19 protein-coding genes are annotated in these 21,175 nt (G+C 73.8%); 17 read left to right on the top strand and 2 right to left on the bottom strand.

Annotated elements, in window-relative coordinates; genetic code table 11:
• Nucleotides 1-331: 331 nt before the first annotated feature.
• The gene (locus ACFYXE_RS21170; RefSeq protein WP_361177351.1) at nucleotides 332-2,092 is read left to right on the top strand and encodes a coagulation factor 5/8 type domain-containing protein; all 1,761 of its coding nucleotides are present in this window, start codon (nucleotides 332-334) and stop codon (nucleotides 2,090-2,092) included.
• Between the two features lie 84 nt (nucleotides 2,093-2,176).
• On the opposite strand, the gene ACFYXE_RS21165 is transcribed toward ACFYXE_RS21170, so the two are convergent.
• Together ACFYXE_RS21165 and ACFYXE_RS21160 are read right to left on the bottom strand one after the other, a co-directional pair.
• Nucleotides 2,177-3,382, bottom strand: a complete 1,206-nt coding sequence (locus ACFYXE_RS21165) for a helix-turn-helix domain-containing protein (protein WP_389314484.1) — start codon at nucleotides 3,380-3,382, stop codon at nucleotides 2,177-2,179.
• 109 nt (nucleotides 3,383-3,491) lie between these two features.
• Complete coding sequence (locus ACFYXE_RS21160; protein WP_389314482.1) at nucleotides 3,492-4,691, bottom strand: 4-hydroxybenzoate 3-monooxygenase; 1,200 nt, start codon at nucleotides 4,689-4,691, stop codon at nucleotides 3,492-3,494.
• 352 nt (nucleotides 4,692-5,043) lie between these two features.
• Here ACFYXE_RS21160 and ACFYXE_RS21155 point away from each other — a divergent pair, with 352 nt between their 5' ends.
• From ACFYXE_RS21155 to ACFYXE_RS21080, 16 genes are all read left to right on the top strand, one after another.
• Nucleotides 5,044-6,021, top strand: a complete 978-nt coding sequence (locus tag ACFYXE_RS21155; protein ID WP_389314480.1) for a ParB N-terminal domain-containing protein — start codon at nucleotides 5,044-5,046, stop codon at nucleotides 6,019-6,021.
• A gap of 250 nt (nucleotides 6,022-6,271) precedes the next feature.
• Nucleotides 6,272-6,784 carry a hypothetical protein gene (locus ACFYXE_RS21150; RefSeq protein WP_361177343.1) on the top strand — a complete coding sequence of 171 codons (513 nt, stop codon included), beginning with the start codon at nucleotides 6,272-6,274 and terminating at the stop codon, nucleotides 6,782-6,784.
• 51 nt (nucleotides 6,785-6,835) lie between these two features.
• Nucleotides 6,836-7,900 (top strand): GDP-mannose 4,6-dehydratase, encoded by a 1,065-nt coding sequence (gene gmd, locus ACFYXE_RS21145; RefSeq protein ID WP_389314675.1) that lies wholly within the window; start codon nucleotides 6,836-6,838, stop codon nucleotides 7,898-7,900.
• A gap of 109 nt (nucleotides 7,901-8,009) precedes the next feature.
• A complete protein-coding gene (locus ACFYXE_RS21140; RefSeq protein WP_389314478.1) occupies nucleotides 8,010-8,984 on the top strand; it encodes an FkbM family methyltransferase in 975 nt (324 codons plus the stop codon).
• 5 nt (nucleotides 8,985-8,989) lie between these two features.
• Nucleotides 8,990-10,729: an amidohydrolase family protein gene (locus tag ACFYXE_RS21135; protein WP_389314476.1), complete on the top strand. Its 1,740-nt coding sequence runs from the start codon at nucleotides 8,990-8,992 to the stop codon at nucleotides 10,727-10,729.
• A 68-nt stretch (nucleotides 10,730-10,797) separates the two neighbouring features.
• Nucleotides 10,798-12,033, top strand: coding sequence for an aspartate aminotransferase family protein (locus ACFYXE_RS21130; protein WP_389314474.1), 1,236 nt, complete (start codon nucleotides 10,798-10,800; stop codon nucleotides 12,031-12,033).
• 1 nt (nucleotide 12,034) lies between these two features.
• The gene (locus ACFYXE_RS21125) at nucleotides 12,035-12,292 is read left to right on the top strand and encodes an acyl carrier protein (RefSeq protein ID WP_361177335.1); all 258 of its coding nucleotides are present in this window, start codon (nucleotides 12,035-12,037) and stop codon (nucleotides 12,290-12,292) included.
• Nucleotides 12,289-13,422, top strand: coding sequence for a beta-ketoacyl synthase N-terminal-like domain-containing protein (locus tag ACFYXE_RS21120; protein ID WP_389314472.1), 1,134 nt, complete (start codon nucleotides 12,289-12,291; stop codon nucleotides 13,420-13,422). Before ACFYXE_RS21125 ends, ACFYXE_RS21120 begins: the two co-directional genes overlap by 4 nt.
• On the top strand, nucleotides 13,422-14,180 hold the full coding sequence (locus ACFYXE_RS21115) for a 3-oxoacyl-ACP synthase (protein ID WP_389314470.1): 759 nt from the start codon (nucleotides 13,422-13,424) through the stop codon (nucleotides 14,178-14,180). The genes ACFYXE_RS21120 and ACFYXE_RS21115 overlap by 1 nt, the downstream gene beginning before the upstream one ends.
• A gap of 1 nt (nucleotide 14,181) precedes the next feature.
• Complete coding sequence (locus ACFYXE_RS21110; RefSeq protein ID WP_389314468.1) at nucleotides 14,182-15,534, top strand: class I adenylate-forming enzyme family protein; 1,353 nt, start codon at nucleotides 14,182-14,184, stop codon at nucleotides 15,532-15,534.
• Between the two features lie 81 nt (nucleotides 15,535-15,615).
• On the top strand, nucleotides 15,616-15,906 hold the full coding sequence (locus ACFYXE_RS21105) for an acyl carrier protein (RefSeq protein WP_361177327.1): 291 nt from the start codon (nucleotides 15,616-15,618) through the stop codon (nucleotides 15,904-15,906).
• Nucleotides 15,903-16,946: a hypothetical protein gene (locus ACFYXE_RS21100; protein ID WP_361177325.1), complete on the top strand. Its 1,044-nt coding sequence runs from the start codon at nucleotides 15,903-15,905 to the stop codon at nucleotides 16,944-16,946. The genes ACFYXE_RS21105 and ACFYXE_RS21100 overlap by 4 nt, the downstream gene beginning before the upstream one ends.
• Nucleotides 16,943-17,683 (top strand): 3-oxoacyl-ACP reductase FabG, encoded by a 741-nt coding sequence (fabG, locus tag ACFYXE_RS21095; protein WP_389314465.1) that lies wholly within the window; start codon nucleotides 16,943-16,945, stop codon nucleotides 17,681-17,683. Before ACFYXE_RS21100 ends, fabG begins: the two co-directional genes overlap by 4 nt.
• 33 nt (nucleotides 17,684-17,716) lie before the next feature.
• Nucleotides 17,717-19,012 carry a glycosyltransferase gene (locus ACFYXE_RS21090; RefSeq protein ID WP_389314463.1) on the top strand — a complete coding sequence of 432 codons (1,296 nt, stop codon included), beginning with the start codon at nucleotides 17,717-17,719 and terminating at the stop codon, nucleotides 19,010-19,012.
• A complete protein-coding gene (locus ACFYXE_RS21085) occupies nucleotides 19,009-20,004 on the top strand; it encodes a Gfo/Idh/MocA family oxidoreductase (RefSeq protein ID WP_389314461.1) in 996 nt (331 codons plus the stop codon). Before ACFYXE_RS21090 ends, ACFYXE_RS21085 begins: the two co-directional genes overlap by 4 nt.
• 44 nt (nucleotides 20,005-20,048) lie before the next feature.
• Entirely contained in the window at nucleotides 20,049-21,152 is a 1,104-nt protein-coding gene (locus tag ACFYXE_RS21080) for an inositol-3-phosphate synthase (protein WP_389314459.1), read from the top strand.
• The last annotated feature ends 23 nt before the right edge of the window (nucleotides 21,153-21,175 follow it).

The following is a 21,175-nucleotide window of genomic DNA, read 5'->3' as shown; positions in this document are numbered from 1 at the left end:
GGAATCCGTCGGGAGACCGCTCCGGAAAGCGTCTGGGAGAGCGCTCTCCCGTTTCCGGAGTGTTGCGGTCCTGGCGTGAGCGTGTCAATAGAAAGTGAACGCTCGGCCGTGCCGCCCCCGGCACCGCACCCCGCCCCCGCAGGACAACCCCGGCTTTGCGTCACTTCTCGACAACAGGGTTGCTGCATACGTTTTTTGATGATTCATCAGCGAGAACCACGGTTACTGCAGAGCTACCTCTTGACGCGCCCTTCACACGGATGAACTATTCCCGGTCAAGAGAGCGCTCCCCCGGCCCCTGATCGTTCACTTCCTGAAACAGGAGAGCCCCATGCCAACCTCCCCCACACGCCGCACCGTGCTGGGCGCCATCGCCGCGTCGGCCGCCACCGCCGGCCTCGCCTCCACCGCCGCGCCCGCCGCGGCGCAGACACCAGGACTGCGCCTGCCCGGCGGCGGCGACCTCGGACCCAACGTGATCGTCTTCTCGCCGTCCACCTCCGGCATCCAGGGCAGACTCGACCAGATCTTCAAGCAGCAGGAGAGCGCGCAGTTCGGCACCGGGCGCTACCAGCTGCTCTTCAAGCCGGGCACGTACAACGGGCTCAACGCCCAGCTCGGCTTCTACACCTCGATCTCGGGCCTCGGCCTCTCCCCCGACGACACGACGATCAACGGCGACGTGACGGTCGACGCCGGCTGGTTCAACGGCAACGCGACGCAGAACTTCTGGCGTTCGGCGGAGAACCTCGCGCTCGTCCCGGTCAACGGCACCAACCGGTGGGCCGTCGCCCAGGCCGCCCCGTTCCGCCGCATGCACATCCGCGGCGGCCTCAACCTCGCGCCCAACGGCTACGGCTGGGCCAGCGGGGGCTACATCGCCGACAGCCGCATCGACGGCAGTGTCGGCCCGTACTCGCAGCAGCAGTGGTACACCCGCGACAGCTCGGTCGGCGGCTGGGTCAACGCCGTCTGGAACATGGTGTTCTCGGGCGTCCAGGGCGCGCCCGCGCAGACCTTCCCCAACCCCCCGTACACCACGCTGGAGACCACGCCGATCTCCCGCGAGAAGCCCTTCCTCTACCTCGACGGCGCCGACTACAAGGTGTTCCTGCCGGAGAAGCGGACCAACGCGCGGGGCACGACCTGGGGCAACGGCACCCCGCGCGGCACCTCCCTGCCGCTCACCCAGTTCTACGTCGCCAAGCCCGGCACCAGCGCCGCCACCATGAACCAGGCGCTGGCCCAGGGCCTGCACCTGCTGCTGACCCCGGGCATCTACCACCTGGACCGGGCCGTCGAGGTGAACCGCGCGGGCACCGTCGTGCTCGGTCTCGGCTACGCCACGCTCGTACCCGACGGCGGGGTGGCCGCGATGAAGGTCGCCGACGTGGACGGGGTGCGCCTGGCCGGGTTCCTCATCGACGCCGGACCCGTCAACTCCCCCGTCCTGCTGCAGGTCGGCCCGCGCGGCGCCAACCGCGACCACTCCGCCAACCCGATCAGCGTCCAGGACGTCTTCATCCGGATCGGTGGCGCGGGTCCCGGCAAGGCCACGGTCAGCATGGAGGTCAACAGCCGCCACACGATCATCGACCACACCTGGGTGTGGCGCGCCGACCACGGCGCCGGGGTGGGCTGGGAGACGAACCGCGCCGACTACGGGGTGCGCGTCTACGGGGACGACGTCCTGGCGACCGGCCTGTTCGTCGAGCACTTCAACAAGTACGACGTGCAGTGGTTCGGCCAGCGCGGGCGCACCATCTTCTTCCAGAACGAGAAGGCCTACGACGCCCCGAACCAGGCGGCGATCCAGGACGGGAACATCAAGGGCTTCGCCGCGTACAAGGTCGACGCCTCCGTGACGTCGCACGAGGGCTGGGGGCTCGGCAGCTACTGCAACTACACGTCCGACTCGTCGATCCGCCAGGGCCACGGCTTCGGGGCGCCGAAGGTGCCGGGCGTGAAGTTCCACAACCTGCTGGTCGTCTCGCTCGGCGGCATGGGCCAGTACGACCACGTCATCAACGACACCGGTGCCGCCACCTCGGGCACCTCGACCGTGCCGTCGACGGTGGTCTCCTACCCGTGACCGGTGCCCCCACGGGGTGAACCGGGCACGGCCCCGCGGAGCGTGCCGCTCCGCGGGGTGCGGTCCACCGTGCGCCCGCGGCGGCTACCGGCAGCCGAGGCAGTCGGCCCGCCGGGGGTGGAAGCCCGCGTGCCACGTCGGTTCCCGCATCCCGCGGACTATGACGTGCAGGTCGTCGGCGCCCGTGCCGAGCAGGTCGAGGAAGTCGCTGTCCGCCTCCAGGTGGCGGTCGAACTCGGCGATGCTCAGGCGGGGGTGGGCGGCGATCCACACCGCCGCGGTGCGCAGGGCCAGCGGAAGGTAGCCGCAGCGCAGGGCCACCCGGGCCAGCGCGGCCGGTTCCACGTCGGCCCGGTGCCCGCCGATCACGGAGCGCAGCAGGTCCGTGGCGTCCGGCGGCGCCAGGGGGCCGAGCGTCAGTCGCATCGCGGGGGCGGGTGAGATCTGCAGGCCCGCGAGGTGTCTGCGGCTGGTCACCAGGACCGCGCAGCCGTCGGAGCCGGGCAGCAGCGGCTCGACCTGCGCCGAGGTCGCCGCGTCGTCCAGGACGACCAGGACCGACCGGCCCGAGAGCAGGGAGCGGTACATCGCGGCCCGCTCCTGGCGGTCGTCGGGGATCCGGCCGGGCTGGACGCCCAGCGCCCGCAGGAAGCCGCCCAATACTTGTCCTGAATCCAACGCTCCGTCGACGCGGTCCTCGCCGCGCAGGTTCACGAACAGCGCCCCGTCGGCGAACCGGCCCGCCACCGCGTGGGCGCACCGCAGGACCAGGGTGGTCTTGCCGACGCCGGGCAGTCCGTCGACGCACACCATGGGCACCCGGCCCGGCATGTCGGCCCGGCCCGCGAGCAGTCCTTCGAGCCGCAGCGACGCGTCCGAGCGGCCGAACACCCCGCGGGGCGCGGCGGGCAGCTGGGCCAAGGGCGGCCGGTCCCCGCCGCGGGCCTTGGCCGCGGCGGACTGGGCGCGCTCGACGAGTTCGCCGCCGGTGCCGAGGACCTGGTCACAGGCCTGGGCCAGCTCGACGCTCATCGGCTTCCTGCCGTTCTCGACCTTGGAGAGGTAGCCCTTGTCGTAGTGGGCGAGCTCCGCCATCCGGGGCAGCGAGAGACCGGCTTCCTTGCGCCGTCGCTGCAGCAGCTGACCGTCGGTCGCGGTGCCCGGCGCCCGCTCGGGCAGCGGGCTTGTGCGGCACTCCCCGCCCCGCGGGGGTCCGGGCGGCGGGGGGCCCGCCGCCGTCCACGGTAATCGGCCGCCGCGGTCGCTCAGCCACCCAGGGTGATCACACATGTACGGATGATCCCTCGGCATCATCCGGGCCGCAACAGGGCAAATCCGGCGGGGAGTTGAACCACGCCACGCGCGCCCCGGGGGCGGGCCGGCGGCGCCCTGGGCACCCTCACCCCACCCGGCGCGCGGGCCATCCGGTGTAGGCCTCGGCGAGATAGGCCGAACCGGCGGCCGACTCCACCACCCCGGCCAGCTCCCCGAGTTGGCGCCGCACGTCGAAGTCGGTGTCGCCCGGCTGCCGGTGCAGCATCGAGGTCATCCAGTACGAGAAGTGCTGCGCGCGCCAGACGCGGCGCAGCGCGCGGGGGCCGTACGAGTCGAGGGCGGCACGGTCGCGTCGCAGCACGGCCTCCTCCACCGCTTCGGCGAGGACCCGCACGTCGGCGAGGGCGAGGTTGAGTCCCTTCGCACCGGTGGGCGGGACGGTGTGGGCGGCGTCCCCGGCCAGCAGCATGCCGCCGTACCGCATCGGCTCGCACACCAGGCTGCGGAACGGCAGCACCGAACGGTCGGTGACCGGACCCTCCTTGAGGGCGAAGCCGTCCACGCCGCCCACCCGCGCCTGCAGTTCCGCCCAGATGCGGTCGTCGGACCAGGCGGCGGGGTCCTCCGCCGGGTCGCACTGGAAGTACATCCGCTGCACCGTCTCGGTGCGCTGGCTGATGAGCGCGAAGCCCCGCTCGGAGTGGGTGTAGACGAGTTCGGCGGCGCTGGGCGGGGCGTCGACGAGGACGCCGAACCAGGCGTACGGGTAGGCGCGGTAGTAGTGCGTACGGGCGGACTCGGGCACCGCGGAGCGGCACACGCCGTGGGAGCCGTCGGCGCCGACCAGGATGTCGCAGCGCACTTCGTGGGGTCGTCCGTCCGCGTCGGTGAACAGGATGCCCGGGCGGTCGGTGAGCAGGTCGGTCACCCGGGTGTCCGTGATGCCGAAGCGGACGTCCCCGCCGTCGCGGGCGCGGGCGTCGGCGAGGTCGGTGAACACGTCGGTCTGCGGGTAGAGCCACACGCTCTCGCCGACCAGGGCCCGGAAGTCGATCCGGTGGCTCGTGCCCGCGAAGCGCAGCTCGATGCCGTCGTGCGGCCGGCCGTCGCGCAGGACGCGGTCGCCGACGCCGGTGTCGGTCAGCAGCCGGACGCTGTCGGCCTCCAGGATGCCCGCGCGGCTCGTGCCCTCGATCTGCGCGCGGGTGCGGTGGTCGACCACGGTCGACGCGATGCCCCGGCGGGCCAGCAGATGCGAGAGCATGAGCCCCGCCGGGCCCGCGCCGACGATGCCGACGGTGGTACGCGTGAGGCCTTGGGGCATGACTCGTCCCTTCCGGTTCGGTGGTCCGCGGCGCCGTCCGAGCGTAGGCGCGCGGGGCCACGCACAGGAGGCCGCCCCTGGTTGCCCGTGACGGAGGGCAACCAGGCAACTACTTGAAGCCGTGGTTCCGTCGGCGAAGGCTTGAGGGGTTCCCCACCGGCGCGAGAGGAGGCCCTCCTCGGCCTCCGCTCCCCGCACCGTGCCCGAACGGGCTGCCGCGGCAAGGGTGTCGAGGCCTTCGTGCGACCCGCTCGGGGCCGCCGCGGGCCGGACGCGGGAACCGGAGTGCGAACTCCACCGATTGCGCCGCCATCAAGTGAGCCGTCCGCACACCATCGCCACTTGGGGAGTCATGTCGATTGCTTCCGTCCCTGCCCGGGACCACGACCGCGCCGATCACGTCCCGGCGCTCCAGAGTTGCGTCAGCGACGCCTGCGTGTCCCTGCCCATCGCATCGCTGCTGCCGGCCGACTCCCCACGTCTGGAGGGCGAGGACCCGCACCACGTGCGGCTGATGGCGGAGCTGGGCGACGAGTTGCAGCCCATCGTCGTGCACAAGGACTCCCTGCGGGTCATCGACGGGATGCACCGGCTCCGGGCCAGGGCCGGGCAGGGGGACACGACCATTCGGGCCCGGTATTTCCACGGCACGGACAACGAGGCGTTCCTGTTCGCCGTCCAGTCCAATACCCGGCACGGTCTTCCGCTGACCCGCGAGGAGCGCCGGGCGGCCGCACGGCGCATCATCGGCGCCTTTCCCGCGATGTCGGACCGGGCCCTTTCCAAGTACACCGGACTGGCCCAGCAGACCGTCACGCGCATTCGCAAGGAGTTGCCGTCGCACGGTCTTCAGGGAAAACGGATCGGGGTCGACGGGCGGGCCCGTCCCATCAATCCCGACGAGCACCGCAGGATTGCCGAAGAGTACCTCAGGGAGAATCCGCACGCGTCGTTGCGGGAGATCGCGCGGGCGGCGAACATCTCGCCGTCGACCGCGCAGGACGTGCGCCGCCGCGCCGCGCCGGGCGAGCGCACGCGCGAGTCCGCCGCCCGGCAGACCGCGCCGGTGCCGCGCGCGGACGCGGACACCCGGCCGTCCGGCGCGGCCCAGTTGCGCACGCTGGAACTGCTGGCCCGGGACCCGTCGGTGCGGCACACCGAGGCCGGCCGGCTGCTGGTCCAGTGGCTGCGGCTGACGACGGCGGTCAATCAGAACCGGCAGCTGATCGCGGCCAGCGTGCCCGAGCACTGCGCGGAGATCGTGGCGCGGGCCGTGCGGGTGTGCATGGCGGACCTGGACGAGTTCGCCGGACGTCTGGAGCGGCCGTAGGGACGCGTGGCGGGTGTCCAACTGCACCACGTTGTGCAGTCGAACACCGCTTGACCCACAACTTCACGGCCTCCTAGCCTGATTTGCGTATTCCCTGTCTTCCGGAGCCACGCGGATTTCCCGCCGTCTCACGGAAATCCATTCCGGAATACGGCCACCGCACATACGAGCAGGCACATACGAGCAGAGTGACAAGGATCGCGATGATTCCGAATGCACTGGTCGTTCCGCAGTATGCGACGGCACCGAAATGACAGAGCAGTTGAAGGAATTCCCCTCGGCTCCGCCGCAGACGCGGATGCTCGTGTGCGCGGACGGTTCGACGACCGTGCTGCTGGACGCCCTGGTGGGCGAGCAGCTCAGCGTGCTCGTCGACCACCAGCGGCACGTGCCCGCGGCCCGCGTCGAGCGCATCGGGTGCGGGATCCTGGGCGCCGCCCCCGCCACCGTGGTGGTCGACCGCCAGTCCCGGATCCTCACGCCGGACCGGGAGGTCATCAGCGTGAACCGGGTGGTGATCGCCGGACGGGGCGGCGACCGGCTCGTGCCGCCGCCCGAGGAGCTGCTCGGTCCGTACCTGAAGCGGGCGGGTCTGGCGCTCAAGCGGGAGCTCATCGCCGTGTCGCGCGGCAGCTGGCCGTTGAGCGGCGGCTCGCCCGACTGCGTGAGCAAGGAGTACATCATCGACTGCGGCGACGCGGGTCGGGTGTACGTCCACGAGAGGTTCAACCCCCGGTTCGTCCCGCTGGAGGAGGGCGGCTGACCGCGGACCTGCCACCGGGACGCCCCCGAGCCACGCGCCGCCACCGAGAGGATCACCGTGAAGCGGGCACTGATCACCGGCATCACGGGTCAGGACGGTTCCTACCTGGCTGACCTGCTGTTAGAGAAGGACTACGAGGTACACGGCATAGTCCGCCGCAGCTCCACCTTCAACACCCGCCGGCTCGACCACATCTACCGCGATCCGCACGACGCGGGGCGGCGGCTGTTCCTGCACTACGGCGACATCGGGGACGCGAGCCGCCTGGTCACGCTGCTGATGCGGATCCGGCCCGACGAGGTCTACCACCTGGCGGCGCAGTCCCATGTCCGGGTCAGCTTCGACGAGCCCGAACACACCGGCGACACCACCGGGATGGGCACGACGCGGCTGCTCGAGGCCATCCTCATGTCGGGCACGGACATCCGCTACTACCAGGCGTCCTCCTCGGAGATGTTCGGTGCCACCCCGCCGCCGCAGAGCGAGGAGACCGTCTTCCACCCGCGCAGCCCGTACGGCGCGGCGAAGGTCTACAGCTACTGGATGACCCGCAACTACCGTGAGGCGCACGGGCTGTTCGCGGTCAACGGCATCCTCTTCAACCACGAGTCGCCCCGGCGCGGCGAGACGTTCGTGACCCGCAAGATCGCCCGCGCGGCGGCCCGCATCAAGGCCGGCCTGGAGGAGTACGTCTACCTCGGCAACATCGACGCGGTCCGCGACTGGGGCTACGCCCCCGAGTACGTCGAGGGCATGTGGCGCATGCTGCAGCTCGCCGAGCCCGACGACTACGTGCTGGCGACCGGGGTCGGCTCCACCGTGCGGGAGTTCGCCGGGCACTGCTTCGCCCACGTCGGCCTCGACTGGCACGACCACGTGCGCTACGACGAGGCGTACGTGCGCCCGACGGAGGTGGACGCGCTGGTGGGCGACGCGGGCAAGGCGCGGCGCGACTTCGGCTGGACCGCGCGCACCCCGGTGGACCGGCTGGCCCAGATCATGGTCGACGCGGAGCTCGGCCGCCTCGGCCCGCCCGGCCGCGAGGCCTGGAACGCGATCCCCTTCCCGGACTCCCGGACGCCCTTCGACCGGACGAGACCGGTGCTTCCGCGCTGACCCGCACGGCCGCCGCGGACCGCGGCCGAGCCGGCTATGCCCCACCCGATCCGCCCATCCGTCGCGCCCCGCACCGCCCCCAGGGCCCCTACCCGGAGCAGGTTGTGCCATGACCACACCCGACCGCACCGTCTGGCGGACCGAACTCGACCGGCGCTCGCGCACGGCCGGAATCGGTGGCCTCGCGCACCGTCTGCGCCACCCCGTGCGCACCTCGTACCCGAGCACGCGGACCCTGCGCGCCCGGCGGCACCGCGGCGAGGGCCGCCCCTCGACCACGCGGACGTTCTGGGGCCAGGAGATGACGATCGCGCTGCCCGAGGAGGTCTCGATCTCCCTCCACCGGCGCGGCTACGTCGACTACGACCTCACCGCGTTCCTCCTGTCCCATCTGCGCCCCGGCATGACCGTCCTCGACGTCGGCGCGCACATCGGTTACTACACGATGCTGTCGGCCGCGCTGGTGGGCCCTGGCGGCACGGTGGTCGCCTTCGAGCCGACGCCGTCGACGCTCACGGTCCTGCGGGCCAACGCCGCCCGTCTCCCCCAGATCTCCGTGGTGCCCTCGGCGGTCTGGTCGCGGCGCGACGAACTCGTCTTCTACGACCGGGGGCTCGGCTACAGCGCGTACAACTCGGCGTTCGAGGCCCGTCTGCCGGACGTCGTGCGCCGGCGCGTCCCGTCCGAGCCGATCCCGGTGGACGCGGTCAGCCTGGACGACCACGTGGCCGCCGCGGGCCTGGCCGTCGACTTCGTGAAGATCGACGCCGAGAGCGCGGAGGCCCATGTCCTGGCCGGCATGCGGGACCTGCTCGCGGGCCGCGGGCCCGTGCTGTCCCTGGAGGTCGGCGACCTCGACGTGGCCGACGCCCCCGCCAGCCGTGAGCTGGTCGACACGCTGCTCGGCGCGGGATACGCGCCGTGGGAGCTGCGCCGCGGCGCTCCCGTGCCGCACGCCCCGCAGGACCGCTACGCCTACCAGAACCTGCTCTTCGCACCGGTGGGCCGCGACCTCGCGTCGCCGGCGACCCGGGGGTCGCACGCGGCGCACCCGCCCCACCCGCTCCCCACGAAGGAGGCCTGACCTCAGTGCACGACCTGATTGTTCGAAACGGCTCGGTCTGCGACGGGTCCGGTATCCCCGCGCGCAGGGCCGACATCGCGGTGGACCACGGCGTGATCACCAAGGTCGGCCGGGTCACCGGGCGCGCCCGTCAGGAGATCGACGCCGAGGGCCACCTGGTGACGCCGGGCTTCGTCGACATCCACACCCACTTCGACGGGCAGGTCAGCTGGGATCCCCGGCTCACCCCGAGCTGCTGGCACGGGGTGACGTCGGTGGTGATGGGCAACTGCGGCGTCGGCTTCGCGCCCGCGCGCCCGGACCGCCACGACTGGCTGATCGGTCTCATGGAGGGCGTCGAGGACATCCCCGGCGCCTCGCTGTCCGAGGGCATCACCTGGGAGTGGGAGTCCTTCCCCGAGTATCTGGACGCCGTGGAGCGGGTGCCCCGCGTGATGGACGTCGCCGCGCAGGTCCCGCACGGCGCGCTGCGCGCCTACGTGATGGGCGACCGGGGCGCCGACAACGAACCGCCCACGGAGGACGATCTGCGGCGGATGTGCGCGCTGGTCCGCGAGGGCCTGGAGGCGGGCGCCATCGGGTTCTCCACCTCGCGCACGCTGACCCATCTGGCCATCACCGGCGTCCCGGTGCCGGGCACCTTCGCCGCCGAGGACGAGCTGTTCGCGCTCGGCGGCGTGCTCGGCGAGGTGGGCACCGGGGTGTTCCAGCTGGTGCCGCTGGGCGCGGGCGGCGAGCAGGTCGACGACCCGCTCGGCGAGATCAAGTGGATGCGCAGGCTGTCGGCCGCCGTCGGACGGCCCATCACCTTCGGCCTGTTCCAGAACGACAACGACCCCGACGGGTGGCGCGAGCTGCTGCAGATCGCCGAGGACGCGGTGGCGGGCGGCGCGGACCTGCACCCGCAGGTCGCGGGCCGGCCGTTCAGCGTCATCATCAGCCTCGACTCGACCCACCCCTTCCACAAGCGGCCCTCGTACAAGAAGATCGCCCATCTGCCCGCCGCCGAACGGCGCGTGGCGATGCGGGACCCGGCGCTGCGGGAGCGGATCCTCGGCGAGCTGCCGGAGAACTCCGACCCCCGTTCGGCGCTGTTCCCGCAGGGCTACGAGCGGCACTTCCCGATGACCGCGAACGCGCCGGACTACGAGCCCGCCGCCGACCAGTCCTTCGACGCGCTGGCCCGGCGCACCGGGCAGAACCCGGAGGCGCTGATCTACGACTTCCTCGCCTCCGAGGAGACCAGCGGCATGATCTTCCGGCCGCTGCTCGGGTACGCGGAGTACACGCTCGACCCGATCCGCGAGATGCTGCTGCACCCGCAGGCCGTGCTCGGGCTCAGCGACGCCGGGGCGCACTGCCGGCTCATCTGCGACGCCAGCACCCCCACGTCGATGCTGACGCACTGGGTGCGCGACCGTGACCGGGGCGAGCGGCTGCCGCTGGAGTTCATCGTCAAGAAGCAGACCTCGGAGCCCGCGCGGCTCTACGGGCTGCGCGACCGGGGGCTGCTGCGCCCCGGCTACCGGGCGGACATCAACGTCATCGACCTCGACCGGCTCAGCCTGCGCGCACCCGAGTTCGTGCACGACCTGCCCGCGGGCGGCGGGCGGCTGATCCAGCAGGCGGACGGCTACGCCGCCACGGTGGTCGCCGGCGAGGTGACCTTCCGCGAGGGCACGCCCACCGGGGCGCTGCCGGGCAAGCTCGTCCGCGGCACCCGCCGGGGACCGGTCACCCTGTGACCGCGCGCGGCCCGTACCCGGCGGCGACCCGGGGACCGAGGACGTCAAGCGACGAAGGAGAGCAGGCCGTGACCGACGTGACCGGAGAGCTCCGGCTCGACAATTCGACGAAGCTGCTCGCCCGCGGCCGGCTGGTCGACGCGACGCTGTCCGAGGAGGACTACGTCATCGAGCGGGACCGGCTGGTGGACGGGGCCTATCCCGTCTACGGCGAGCGGGCGCGCGGCGCCCGGGTGTGGGACGCCGACGGCAACGAGTACCTCGACTACATCCTGGCCTACGGCACGATCATCCTCGGGCACGTGGACCCGGTGGTGACCGAGGCCGCCCTGCGGGAGATCGAGGAAGGCTTCTCGATCACGCTGCGCAAGCGCACGCACATCGAGCTCGCCGAACGGCTCGTGCGCGTGATCCCGGGCGCGGAGCGGGTGTTCCTGCTCAAGACGGGGTCGGACGCGACCAGTGCGGCGGTGCGCCTGGCCCGCGCGTACACCGGCCGGGACCGGGTGGTGCGGTGGGGCTACAACGGCTGGCACGACTGGGCGGCCCAGCGGCCCGGCGGCATCCCCGACACCGTACGGACGCAGGTCGACACCTTCCGGTACAACGACCTGGACAGCCTGCGGGAGGTCTTCCGCGCCCACCCGGGCGAGGTGGCCTGCCTGCTCCTGATGCCCTTCGAACTCGACAGCCCCGAGCCGGGGTTCCTGCGGGGCGCGATCGATCTGGCCCACGAGTACGGGGCGTTGGTCGTCTTCGACGAGATGCGCTCCGGGTTCCGGGTGGCGCTGGGCGGGGCGCAGGAGCTGTTCGGGGTGCGCGCCGACCTCGCGACGTTCAGCAAGGCGATGGCGAACGGCTGGGCGGTCTCGGCGCTGACCGGCCGCGCCGACGTGATGGCCATGGTGGGCCGCACGCACATCTCGTCGACGTTCTACTCCAACACCGTGGCGATGGCCGCGGCGGTGGCGACGATCGACCAGCTGTCCGACGGCGTGCTGCTGCGGCGCGTGCGCGGGCTCGGCGAGCGGCTGCAGGGCGGGCTCGCCGCGCTGGTACGGCGGCACGGCGTGCCCGCCGAGGTGCGGGGCGTGCCCCAGATGCCGTTCCTGACCTTCACCCATCCCGATCCGGGCCGCGCGCGGCTGATGCAGGACGCCTTCTTCCGGGAGACCACCCGCCGGGGCGTCCTGCTGCACCCCACGCATCACTGGTTCATCTGCGCCGCCACCACGGACGCCGACCTGGACCGCACCCTGGCCGCCTGCGACGAGGCGTTCCGGGCCGCCGCGAAGGTGGCCTGAGATGAGCGTGGACACCCAGGAGGCGCTGCGGTCCCGGGTGCGGGCCAAGCTCGCCGCGCGCCTGCAGGAGGAGCCGGGCCTGCCGTGGCTCTCCGACACCGAGCCGCTGGCGTCGGCCGGCATCGACTCGGTGCTGCTGATCACGGTGGTCGGGGAGCTGGAGCAGGAGCTGGGCGCGGTCCTGCCGGACGACGCCGTCCTGGACGGGGCGAGCATCGAGTCGCTGGCCGCGGCCCTGCACCGGGGAGAGCGGCGGTGAGCGGCGCACGCGGCGCGCTCGCCGTCACCGCGCTCGGTGTGTGCAGTCCGGGCGGGGTCGGCGTCACCGCGCTGTGGGAGGCGCTGGCCACCGGGCGGGCGCACCACCCGCCGATCACCGAGTTCGACGTCGAGGGCGCCACGCTGGGCGCGGCGGGCCGGGTGCCCGGCCACAGCGGGGCGCAGGACACCTGGCGCGCGCTCGACCTCGCCGAGTCGGCGGTGCGGGAGGCGCTGGACGGCGTCGACGACACCGGGCGCGAGCGGACCGCGCTGGTCCTGGGGACGACGGACCCCGGCCTGGTGCCGGCCGAGCCGGGGCGCCTCGCGGGGGACCTGGCGGCGGCCTGCGCGGAGCGGACCGGGCTTGGCGGCGAGGCCATCACCGTCGCGAACGCGTCCGCGTCGGGCGCCGCGGCCATCGCGGTGGCCCGCGACCTGGTGGCCTCGGGCGACGCGCCGGCCGCGGTGGTGGGCGGCGCGGACGCGGTGACCGACATGGCCTTCCTCGGCCTCAACTCGCTGCGCACGCTGGGCCCCGAGGGCTGCCGGCCGTTCAGCACCCGGCGGCGCGGCATCGGCCTGTCCGAAGGCGCCGCGGTGCTGCGGCTCGAACCGTACGCCCCCCACGACACCGACACCGCCGAGCCGCTCGCGGTGCTGGCCGGGTGCGGTCTGACGAACGCCACCGGGCATCTGGCCGCCCCCGGGGCCGACGGCATCGAGCAGGCCGTGCGGCTCGCGCTCGACGATGCCGGTCTCGGGCCCGAGGACGTGGACCTCGTCAATACGCACGGCCCCGGCACGCGCCGCGGCGACACCGCGGAAGTCACGGCGCTGCGGGCGGTGTTCGGCGCGCGCCTGCCCTCGATCCCGGTGAACAGCGTCAAGGGCGTGCTCTGGCATCTGCAGGGCGGCGCGGGCGCCGTCGAGGCGCTGGCCTGCGTCCTGTCCCTGACCCACCGCGCGGCCACCCCCACCTGGGGCGCCGAACCGGTCGACCCGTTCTGCGCCGACCTCGACCTGGTCCTGGACGACGGGCCGCGGCCCGTGCCGAAGCTGCGGACCGCGCTGAGCATCTCCTGCGGCCTGGGCGGCATGAACACCGCGCTCGTACTCCGGAGGCCCTGATGGACGACACCTTCGCGATCACCGCGGCGGCCTCCGGCGAGGTCGACGCCGCCGACCTGTGGCGCGCGCTGGCCGACGGCGCCGACGCCTGGCGCGACGTGAACAAATGGACGCAGGAACTGCCCGAACGCGTGGCGGAGCTGGCGGGCCACGCGCTCGACGGCACGGGCGACACGGAGCCGGGCGACATCAGCTGCGTCATCGGGTCGGTGTACGGCTCCGGGCATGTCGCCGAGACCATCCGGGCCCGGCTCGACTCGGGTGCCCGCGCGTCGCTGGCGCCGGAGTCCTTCCTGTACTTCAACGCGCACGGCGTGACGTCCCTGATCTGTCTGCGCCACCGGCTGAGCGGCTTCTGCGCCACGCTGCTGGGTTCCGGGGCCGGGCTGCAGGCCCTCGCGGTCGCCCAGCGCAGGCTGCGCACCGCGCCCGGCACGCCGGTGCTGTGCGGGGCGTACGACCTGCTCAGCCCGGCCGCCACCCGGGCGCTGGGCGGTGTACGGCCCACCGGCTGGGCGGCGTTCGTGGTGCTGGAGAGCGCCGAGCGGGCCCGGCGGCGCGGCGCCCGGGTGCTCGCCCGGATCGGCCCGGTCCGTACGTGCGCGCCGACGGCGGCGCACACGGCCGACGTGCGCGCGAGCGCCCCGCTGGCCGAGCTGGCCGCGGCGCTCGCCGACGACACCGCCGCTCCCGCGCTGACCCTGACCGCCGCGGGCAGCAGGCACGGCTACCGCTGCACGGCGCACAAGGAGGGATGACGTGGACGACACCCTGATCGACGTGCTGGCCGGACACCGCAGGGCCGGGCGGGGCGACCGCCTCGCCCTGGTGGACCAGCGGGCGTCGGTGACGTACGCCGAGCTGGAACGCGCGGTCGTCGCGCGGGCCAGGGAGCTGCGCGCGGCGGGGATCGGCCCGGGGCTGCGGGTCGGTGTCGTGCTGACGTCGTCGCTCGGCTCGGTCGTCGACTTCGCCGCCGTGACGTCCCTGCACGCCGCCGTCCTCGTGCTGCAGGACCGGGCCGGGGCCGCGGAGCGTGCGGCGGCGCTCGCCGACTTCGGCGCCGCACGGAGCCTGGTGGACGGCCTGGTGACGGAGCTCGGGCCGGTCGAACCGGGGGACGGCGGCTGGTCCTTCGCGGTGACGAGCTCGGGTACCAGCGGGCGGCCCAAGGTGATCTCCCGTGCGTGGGCGGGGACCCTGCGCAACTCCGCCGGTTTCGCCCGGGGGTTCGGTCTCGGCCCCGACGACGTGGTGCTCACCACCAGCCCGCTCGGCCACAGCTACGCGATCGAGGCGGGCACCCTGGCCGTCCTGTCGGCGGGCGCCTGCCAGGTGGTGCCGCCCGGGCCGCTGACCCCGGCGCGGGCCGCGCTCCTGGCCGAACGGCACCGGCCCACCGTCCTGCAGAGCGTGCCGGTGGTCCTGGACTGGTGGGGGCGTGGCGAGGTGCCCCGTGCGGGCGGCTGGCAGCGCTGCGTCAGCGCGGGCGACGTCCTCACCGCGGGGGCGGTCGCCGCCTGGCACGAGGCGGGCGTTCCCGTCTACGACCACTACGGCAACTCCGAGCTGGGCCAGCTGACGCTCACCCCGGCGGGCGGACAGGGCGCGGTCGGACGGCCGCTGCCGGACGTCGGCCTGACCGCGGGCAGCGACACGCCCGCGCCGGTCGCCGCCCAGTACCCGGGGCTCGCGCCGGTCCGCATGGAGGCGGGGCGCGCGGTGCCGCTGGCGGACGGGGCCGGCTGGGTCACCACCGGCGACCTCGGGGTGCTGGGCGACGACGGGCTGCGGCTGACCGGCCGCAGCGACCTGCTCATCAACATCGGCGGGAACAAGATCTCCCCGGCCGAGGTGGAGACCGCGCTGCGCGGACTGCCCGGGGTGAGCGACTGCGCCGTGGTGGGGCGCCCCGGGCCCGCGGGCGAGAGCCAGGTGTGGGCGTTCGTCGAGGCGGGCGCCGACGAGTTCGACGCCGCGGCGCTGCGGCGCGGGGCCCGGGAGCTGCTCGTCGCGGTGAAGGTGCCCTCGGTGATCCGCCGCGTGGACCGGCTGCCCCGCACGGGCAGCGGAAAGATCCGCAGGGGTCTGCTGATGGAGGCCGACGCCTGACGGCCCGTCCGCCGGGCGGGCCACGCACCGCACCCGGGCCGCCACCCGGCCCCGGGTGCCGACGAGAAAGGGACCAAGAACGTGACCGACGCGACGACCCCGCAGACGACCGAACGCCAGCTCGTCCTCGACCTGATCACGAGCGTGCTCGCCGAACGCCCCCACCTGCCCGACCGGCTCGACGGGTCCACCACGCTCGACGAGATCGGCATGGACTCGCTCGACCTGATCGTGGTGCTCTCCCGCTTCGAGGAGCGCTGGGGCGTGCCGTACGCGGACGACGAGACCGACTGGACCGTCTTCAAGGACCTCGGGCACCTCGCCGACAGCCTGGTGGCGCGCGCCCGGGCGGCCGGACGAGAGATCCGGTGACCGGCGCGAGCGCCCCGCGCTTCGACCAGGCGGGCGCCCTGGGCTGGCGGGACCGTGCGCTGGACGGCCTGAACTGCGTGCTGCGCTGCGTGGAGGCCGTGCTGCGCCACCGGGGGCTCGAACCCCTGGCCGTCGCGCGCGCCCTGAGCGGCCCGCTGGACCCGGTGGGCCGCGACCTGGCCAAGGACTTCGACGGCTGCCGGGTGGAGTACCGCACCGCGTTCGACGACGGCGCCCGCAACGTGCCGTTCGTCCTGGAGCGGCTGACCGCGGGCGAGCCGGTGATGGTCCTGCCGGACCGCTTCCACCTGCCGGGCGACGTGTACGAGGGCCGCTACCACTTCCACGACCACGCGGTCCTCGCCGCCCGGTGGTCGCCCGGCGACGCGGTCCTGACCGTCCTGGACACCGACGCGGACCCCGACGACGGTTTCCGGCGCGAGTGGACGCTGACGCCCGCGCTGCACGCCCTGTTCACCTGGGTGGGCACGGTCACCGTGACCGACGCCCCCGACACCAGTGACGCCGAGGCGTACTTCGCCGCGCGCCTGGACCGCGACACGGCCCTGCTCTCGGTGGGCGCCGCCGCGCTCGGCGGCCTCCTGGACGAACTGACCGAGGAGGGGCTCGGCCTGGTCACGGCGCGCGCCCTGCACGTGCTGGTCCTCGGCGACATCCAGCCCCAGCTGTTCGTCTACGGCAACGCGCTCGCCGTACCGCCCCCGGCGGGCGGGACCCCGGCGCTGCCCCCGGAGATCGCGGCGGTGCGCACCGCGGCGCTCGGCGCGCGGGTGTGCGCCAAGCGGCTCGGCATCGCCCTGATCGCGGCGCACGAGCAGCCGGAGCCGCTCGCCGCGTACCCCCGCGTCCTGGAGCTCGCCCGGCCCCTTCGCACCGCCCTGGACCGGCTGCGGGAGGCCCTCGTCGCCGCCGGTGGCCGGGAGGGTCCCGCCGACCCCGGTGCCGCCGCGCGGCTGCGCGCGCGGTTCACGCACATCGAGCGGACCTGTTTCCCGCTGCACGAGGACGCGCCGGCATGAGCGGGCGGGCCGCCCTGGTGACCGGGGGCTCCGGGCCGCTGGGCCGCGCCGTCGCGCACGAACTGGCCCAGCAGGGGCACGCCGTCGCGGTGCACGCGCACCGCAACGAGGACGCGGCGCGCGCCGTGGTCGGCGAGCTCCGCGCGGCGGGCGCGGCGGCGACCGCGGTGACGGCGGACCTGTCCCTGCCGGACGGCGGCCGGCGGGTCGTGGAGGGGACCGTGGCGGAGTTCGGCCGCCTGGACACGCTGGTGGTCAACGCCGGGGTGCACCGGGACCGGCTGCTGCTCGCGGTGTCCGAGGAGGAGTGGGACGAGCAGGTCGCGGTGAATCTGAGCGGTGCGTTCCGCTGCGTACGGGCCGGGCTGAAGGAGATGACGCGGCACGGGGGCGGCCGCGTCGTCCTGGTGTCGTCGGTGGCGGGGCTGCGCGGGCAGCCGGGGCAGGCGGCCTACGCGGCGGCCAAGTCCGGCCTGCACGGCCTGGCCTGGACCACCGCCCGGGAGTACGGGCGCTTCGGCATCACCTGCAACTGCGTGGCGCCGGGCCTCGTCGCCGACACCCCCGCCGAGGCGGCGATGCCCGCGGCGGCCCGCCGTGAGGTGCTCGGCCGGACCCCGCTGGGCCGGGCGGGCCGCGTGGAGGAGATCGCCGCGGTCGTGGCCTTCCTGTGCTCGCCCCCGGCGTCCTACGTCTCCGGGCAGGTGATCGCGGTCGACGGCGGGATGACGGCCTGAGTGACGAGGACGAGACATCGAGCAGGAGGACCCGTGAGCGAGCGAGTGTTGTTCTTCCCCTGGGGCTGGGGCGGTGGTGCCGCCTACACGGGGCGCTGCCTCGTCCTGGCCTCGGCCCTGGCCGAGGCGGGCGACGAGGTGGCGTTCGCGGACTGCGGCATCACCGCGATGGTGCGCGAGGCCGGGTTCCCCGTCCTGGCCTCGGAGCCCGAGGCGCCGAGTCCGCCCGACCGGCACCCGATGCCGCCGTTCCTGCCCTTCGCCGACGTGGAGCGGGTGTTCGCCGTCGCGGCGACGTACCACCGCGCCGAGCGCGTGCGGCAGCGGATCGCGGCGGACACCCGGCTGATCGAGGAGTTCCGGCCGACGCTGGTCGTCATCGACATGTGCCCGACGGCGGCGCTCGCCGCGCGCGCCCGGGGCGTCCCGGTGGTCTCGCTGGCCGACGCGGACTTCGTCACGCCGCGCGCCAACGGATGGATGCCGTGGTCGACGGTGGCACCGCGCGATCTGCTGCCGCACCCGTCCAGCCTGCCCGTGTGGGACGCGGTCTCGCGGGAGCTCGGCCTCGGCCCGGTCGAGCGGGCGGAGCACCTGCTGTGGGGCGAGGTCACCCTGGTGTCCAGCCTGCCGGGGCTCGAACCCCTCGAAGGGCCGCCGCACCGCGGGGCGTTGCACTACGTGGGGCCGATGTACTGGAACCCGGTGCGGCCCGTCGACGGTCCGCCGCCCCCGCGCACCGGCCTGCCCCGGGTGTACGTCACCATCGGCAGCGGCGGCACCGTGGGGCGCCTGGCGCTGCAGAACGTGCTGGACGCCTGCGCCGGCCAGCCGTGGTCGGTGTACGTCTCCAGCGGCTTCGCCTTCGAGGGCGGCCTCAAGGCGCCGGACAACGTGGTGGTGGCGGGTTTCACCGGCCTGGACACCCCGCTGGAGTGGGCCGACGTGGTGGTCAGCCACGGGGGTTCGGCGACGGTCCTCGCGACGCTGACGCACGGCAAGCCGTCGGTGGTCATGCCGTTCATGTCCGAGCAGGAGATGAACGGACGGCAGCTGGTCGCGGACACCGGGGCCGGGGTGCTGCTGCGGACCAGTGAGACGACGCCCCGTGGCCGGCTGGCCTTCCGCGACCGCTACTCCGGACCGTCCGACTCGGCGTGCGTGCCCGTGGACGACATCCGCCGGGGCATCGCCGACGTGCTCGCCGACCCGGCGTTCACCGCGGGCGCGGCACGGTGGGGCGAGCTCCTGCGCGCGTGCCGGGCGTCGACGGATCTGGCCGCGCTGGCCCGGTCCGCGGTCGCCGTCGGTGCGGAGGCGGGCCGGTGAGCGCGGGCCTGCGCGTCGGCATCGTGGGCTGCGGCCAGATCGGCGCGATGTACGCCCACCACCTCGTGGCGCTGGGGCCGCACCGGCCCGTGTGCGTGGACGCGGACCGCCCCCGTGCGGAGAAGCTCGCCCTGGACGTGCGCGCGGCGACCGTCGCGGACTCGGTCGGGGAGCTGATCGCGCGGGGCTGCGACGCGGCGCTGGTGACGGCGGGCACCACGGCGCACCCCGAGCTGGTCGCCGCGCTGGTCGAGGCCGGTGTGCCGACGCTGTGCGAGAAGCCCCTGGCGATCGACCTCGGGCGCACCGAGGCGCTGGGCCGGCTGGCCGAGCGGCGGGGCGTCCCGCTGTGGGTGGGCTTCCAGCGGCACTTCGACCCCGGCTTCGCCGACCTGCGGGCCCGCACGGTGGGCTCGGAACTCGGCCGCGTGCAGCTGCTCAGGCTGGTCTCGCACGACGTGGCGCCGCCCCCGGTGGCGCGGCTGCGGCAGAGCGGCACGGTCTTCACCGACCTGATGCTGCACGACTTCGACCTGGTGCAGTGGCTCACCGGCCGCCGGATCGTGCAGGTCTCGGCGGACGGTGCCGCGCTGTCCAGCCCGGAGCTCGCGGACATCGGCGACTTCGACACGGTCACGGCGATGGTCCGGCTCGACGACGGCACGCTGGCGGTCCTGTCCGCGGGGCGCTGGCAGCCGCTCGGCTACGACGTGCGCGCCGAGGTCCTCGGCGAGCGCGGCAACCTGGAGGCGGGCGCGGCGGGGGCGTCCCGCGCGGATCCGCCGGGGGCCGGCGGGGCGCCGCACTTCCGCGGGTACTGGGACCGGTTCGCCGTCGCCTACCGCGCCCAGCTGCGGTCGTTCCTCGCGACGGCGGCGGGCGGCCCCGCCGACCCGGCCGCGGGCACCTGGCGCGACTCCCACGACGCGCTGCGCTGCGCGCTGGCGGCCGAGCGCTCGGCCGCCTCGGGAGCCGCCCCGGTGGCTCCGTGAAACGCCCCTGACAGTGCGATCCACCGACCGGTGAAGGGACAACGATGGGCAAGATACGCGTGGCCATGGCGGGGATCGGCAACTGCGCCGCCTCCCTGGTCCAAGGAGTGCGGTACTACGCCGACGCCGACCCGGCGCTCCGCGTCCCCGGGCTCATGCACGTCGAGTTCGGCGGCTACCACGTGCGCGACCTGGAGTTCGTGGCCGCGTTCGACGTGGACGCCAAGAAGGTCGGGCAGGACCTCGCGTCCGCCGTCTTCCAGTCGGAGAACAACACGATCACCATCTGCGACGTGCCGCCGACCGGCGTGACGGTGCAGCGGGGGCCGACCCTGGACGGGCTCGGCCGCTACTACCGGGAGACCATCACGGAGTCCGCCGAGGAGCCCGTCGACGTCGTCGCCGCGCTGCGTGCGTCCGGGGCCGACGTGCTGATCTCCTATCTGCCGGTCGGCAGCGAGGACGCGGACCGGTACTACGCGCAGTGCGCGCTCGACGCGGGCGTCGCGTTCGTGAACGCGCTGCCGGTGTTCATCGCGTCGGATCCGGCGTGGGCGGCGAAGTTCACCGAGGCGGGCGTGCCGATCATCGGCGACGACATCAAGTCGCAGGTGGGCGCCACGATCACGCACCGGGTGCTGGCCCGGCTCTTCGAGGACCGCGGGGTCCACCTCGACCGCACGCTGCAGCTGAACGTCGGCGGCAACATGGACTTCCGCAACATGCTGGAGCGCGAGCGCCTGGAGTCCAAGAAGACGTCCAAGACCCAGTCCGTGACCTCGCAGCTCGACCGCACCCTGGGCCGGGACTCCGTGCACATCGGCCCGTCGGACCACGTGCCGTGGCTGGACGACCGCAAGTGGGCCTACGTACGCCTGGAGGGACGGGCGTTCGGCGATGTGCCGCTGTCCCTGGAGTACAAGCTGGAGGTGTGGGACTCGCCGAACTCGGCGGGCGTCATCATCGACGCCGTGCGGGCCGCGAAGATCGCGCTGGACCGCGGCATCGGCGGACCGCTGCTCGCGCCGTCGTCGTACTTCATGAAGTCGCCGCCCGAGCAGTACCGCGACTCACAGGCCTTCGACGCGGTCGAGGCGTTCATCGGGTCGCAGGAACGGCACGGCCGGCCGGCCCGAGAACAGGCATAGGACCGGCACGAGAACAGGCACGG

Source organism: Streptomyces sp. NPDC002564 (assembly GCF_042889645.1).
In the GTDB taxonomy this organism is placed as follows: Bacteria; Actinomycetota; Actinomycetes; order Streptomycetales; family Streptomycetaceae; genus Streptomyces.
The sequence above is the reverse complement of the archived record's forward strand: the minus strand, read 5'-3'. Positions and strand labels throughout refer to the sequence as shown.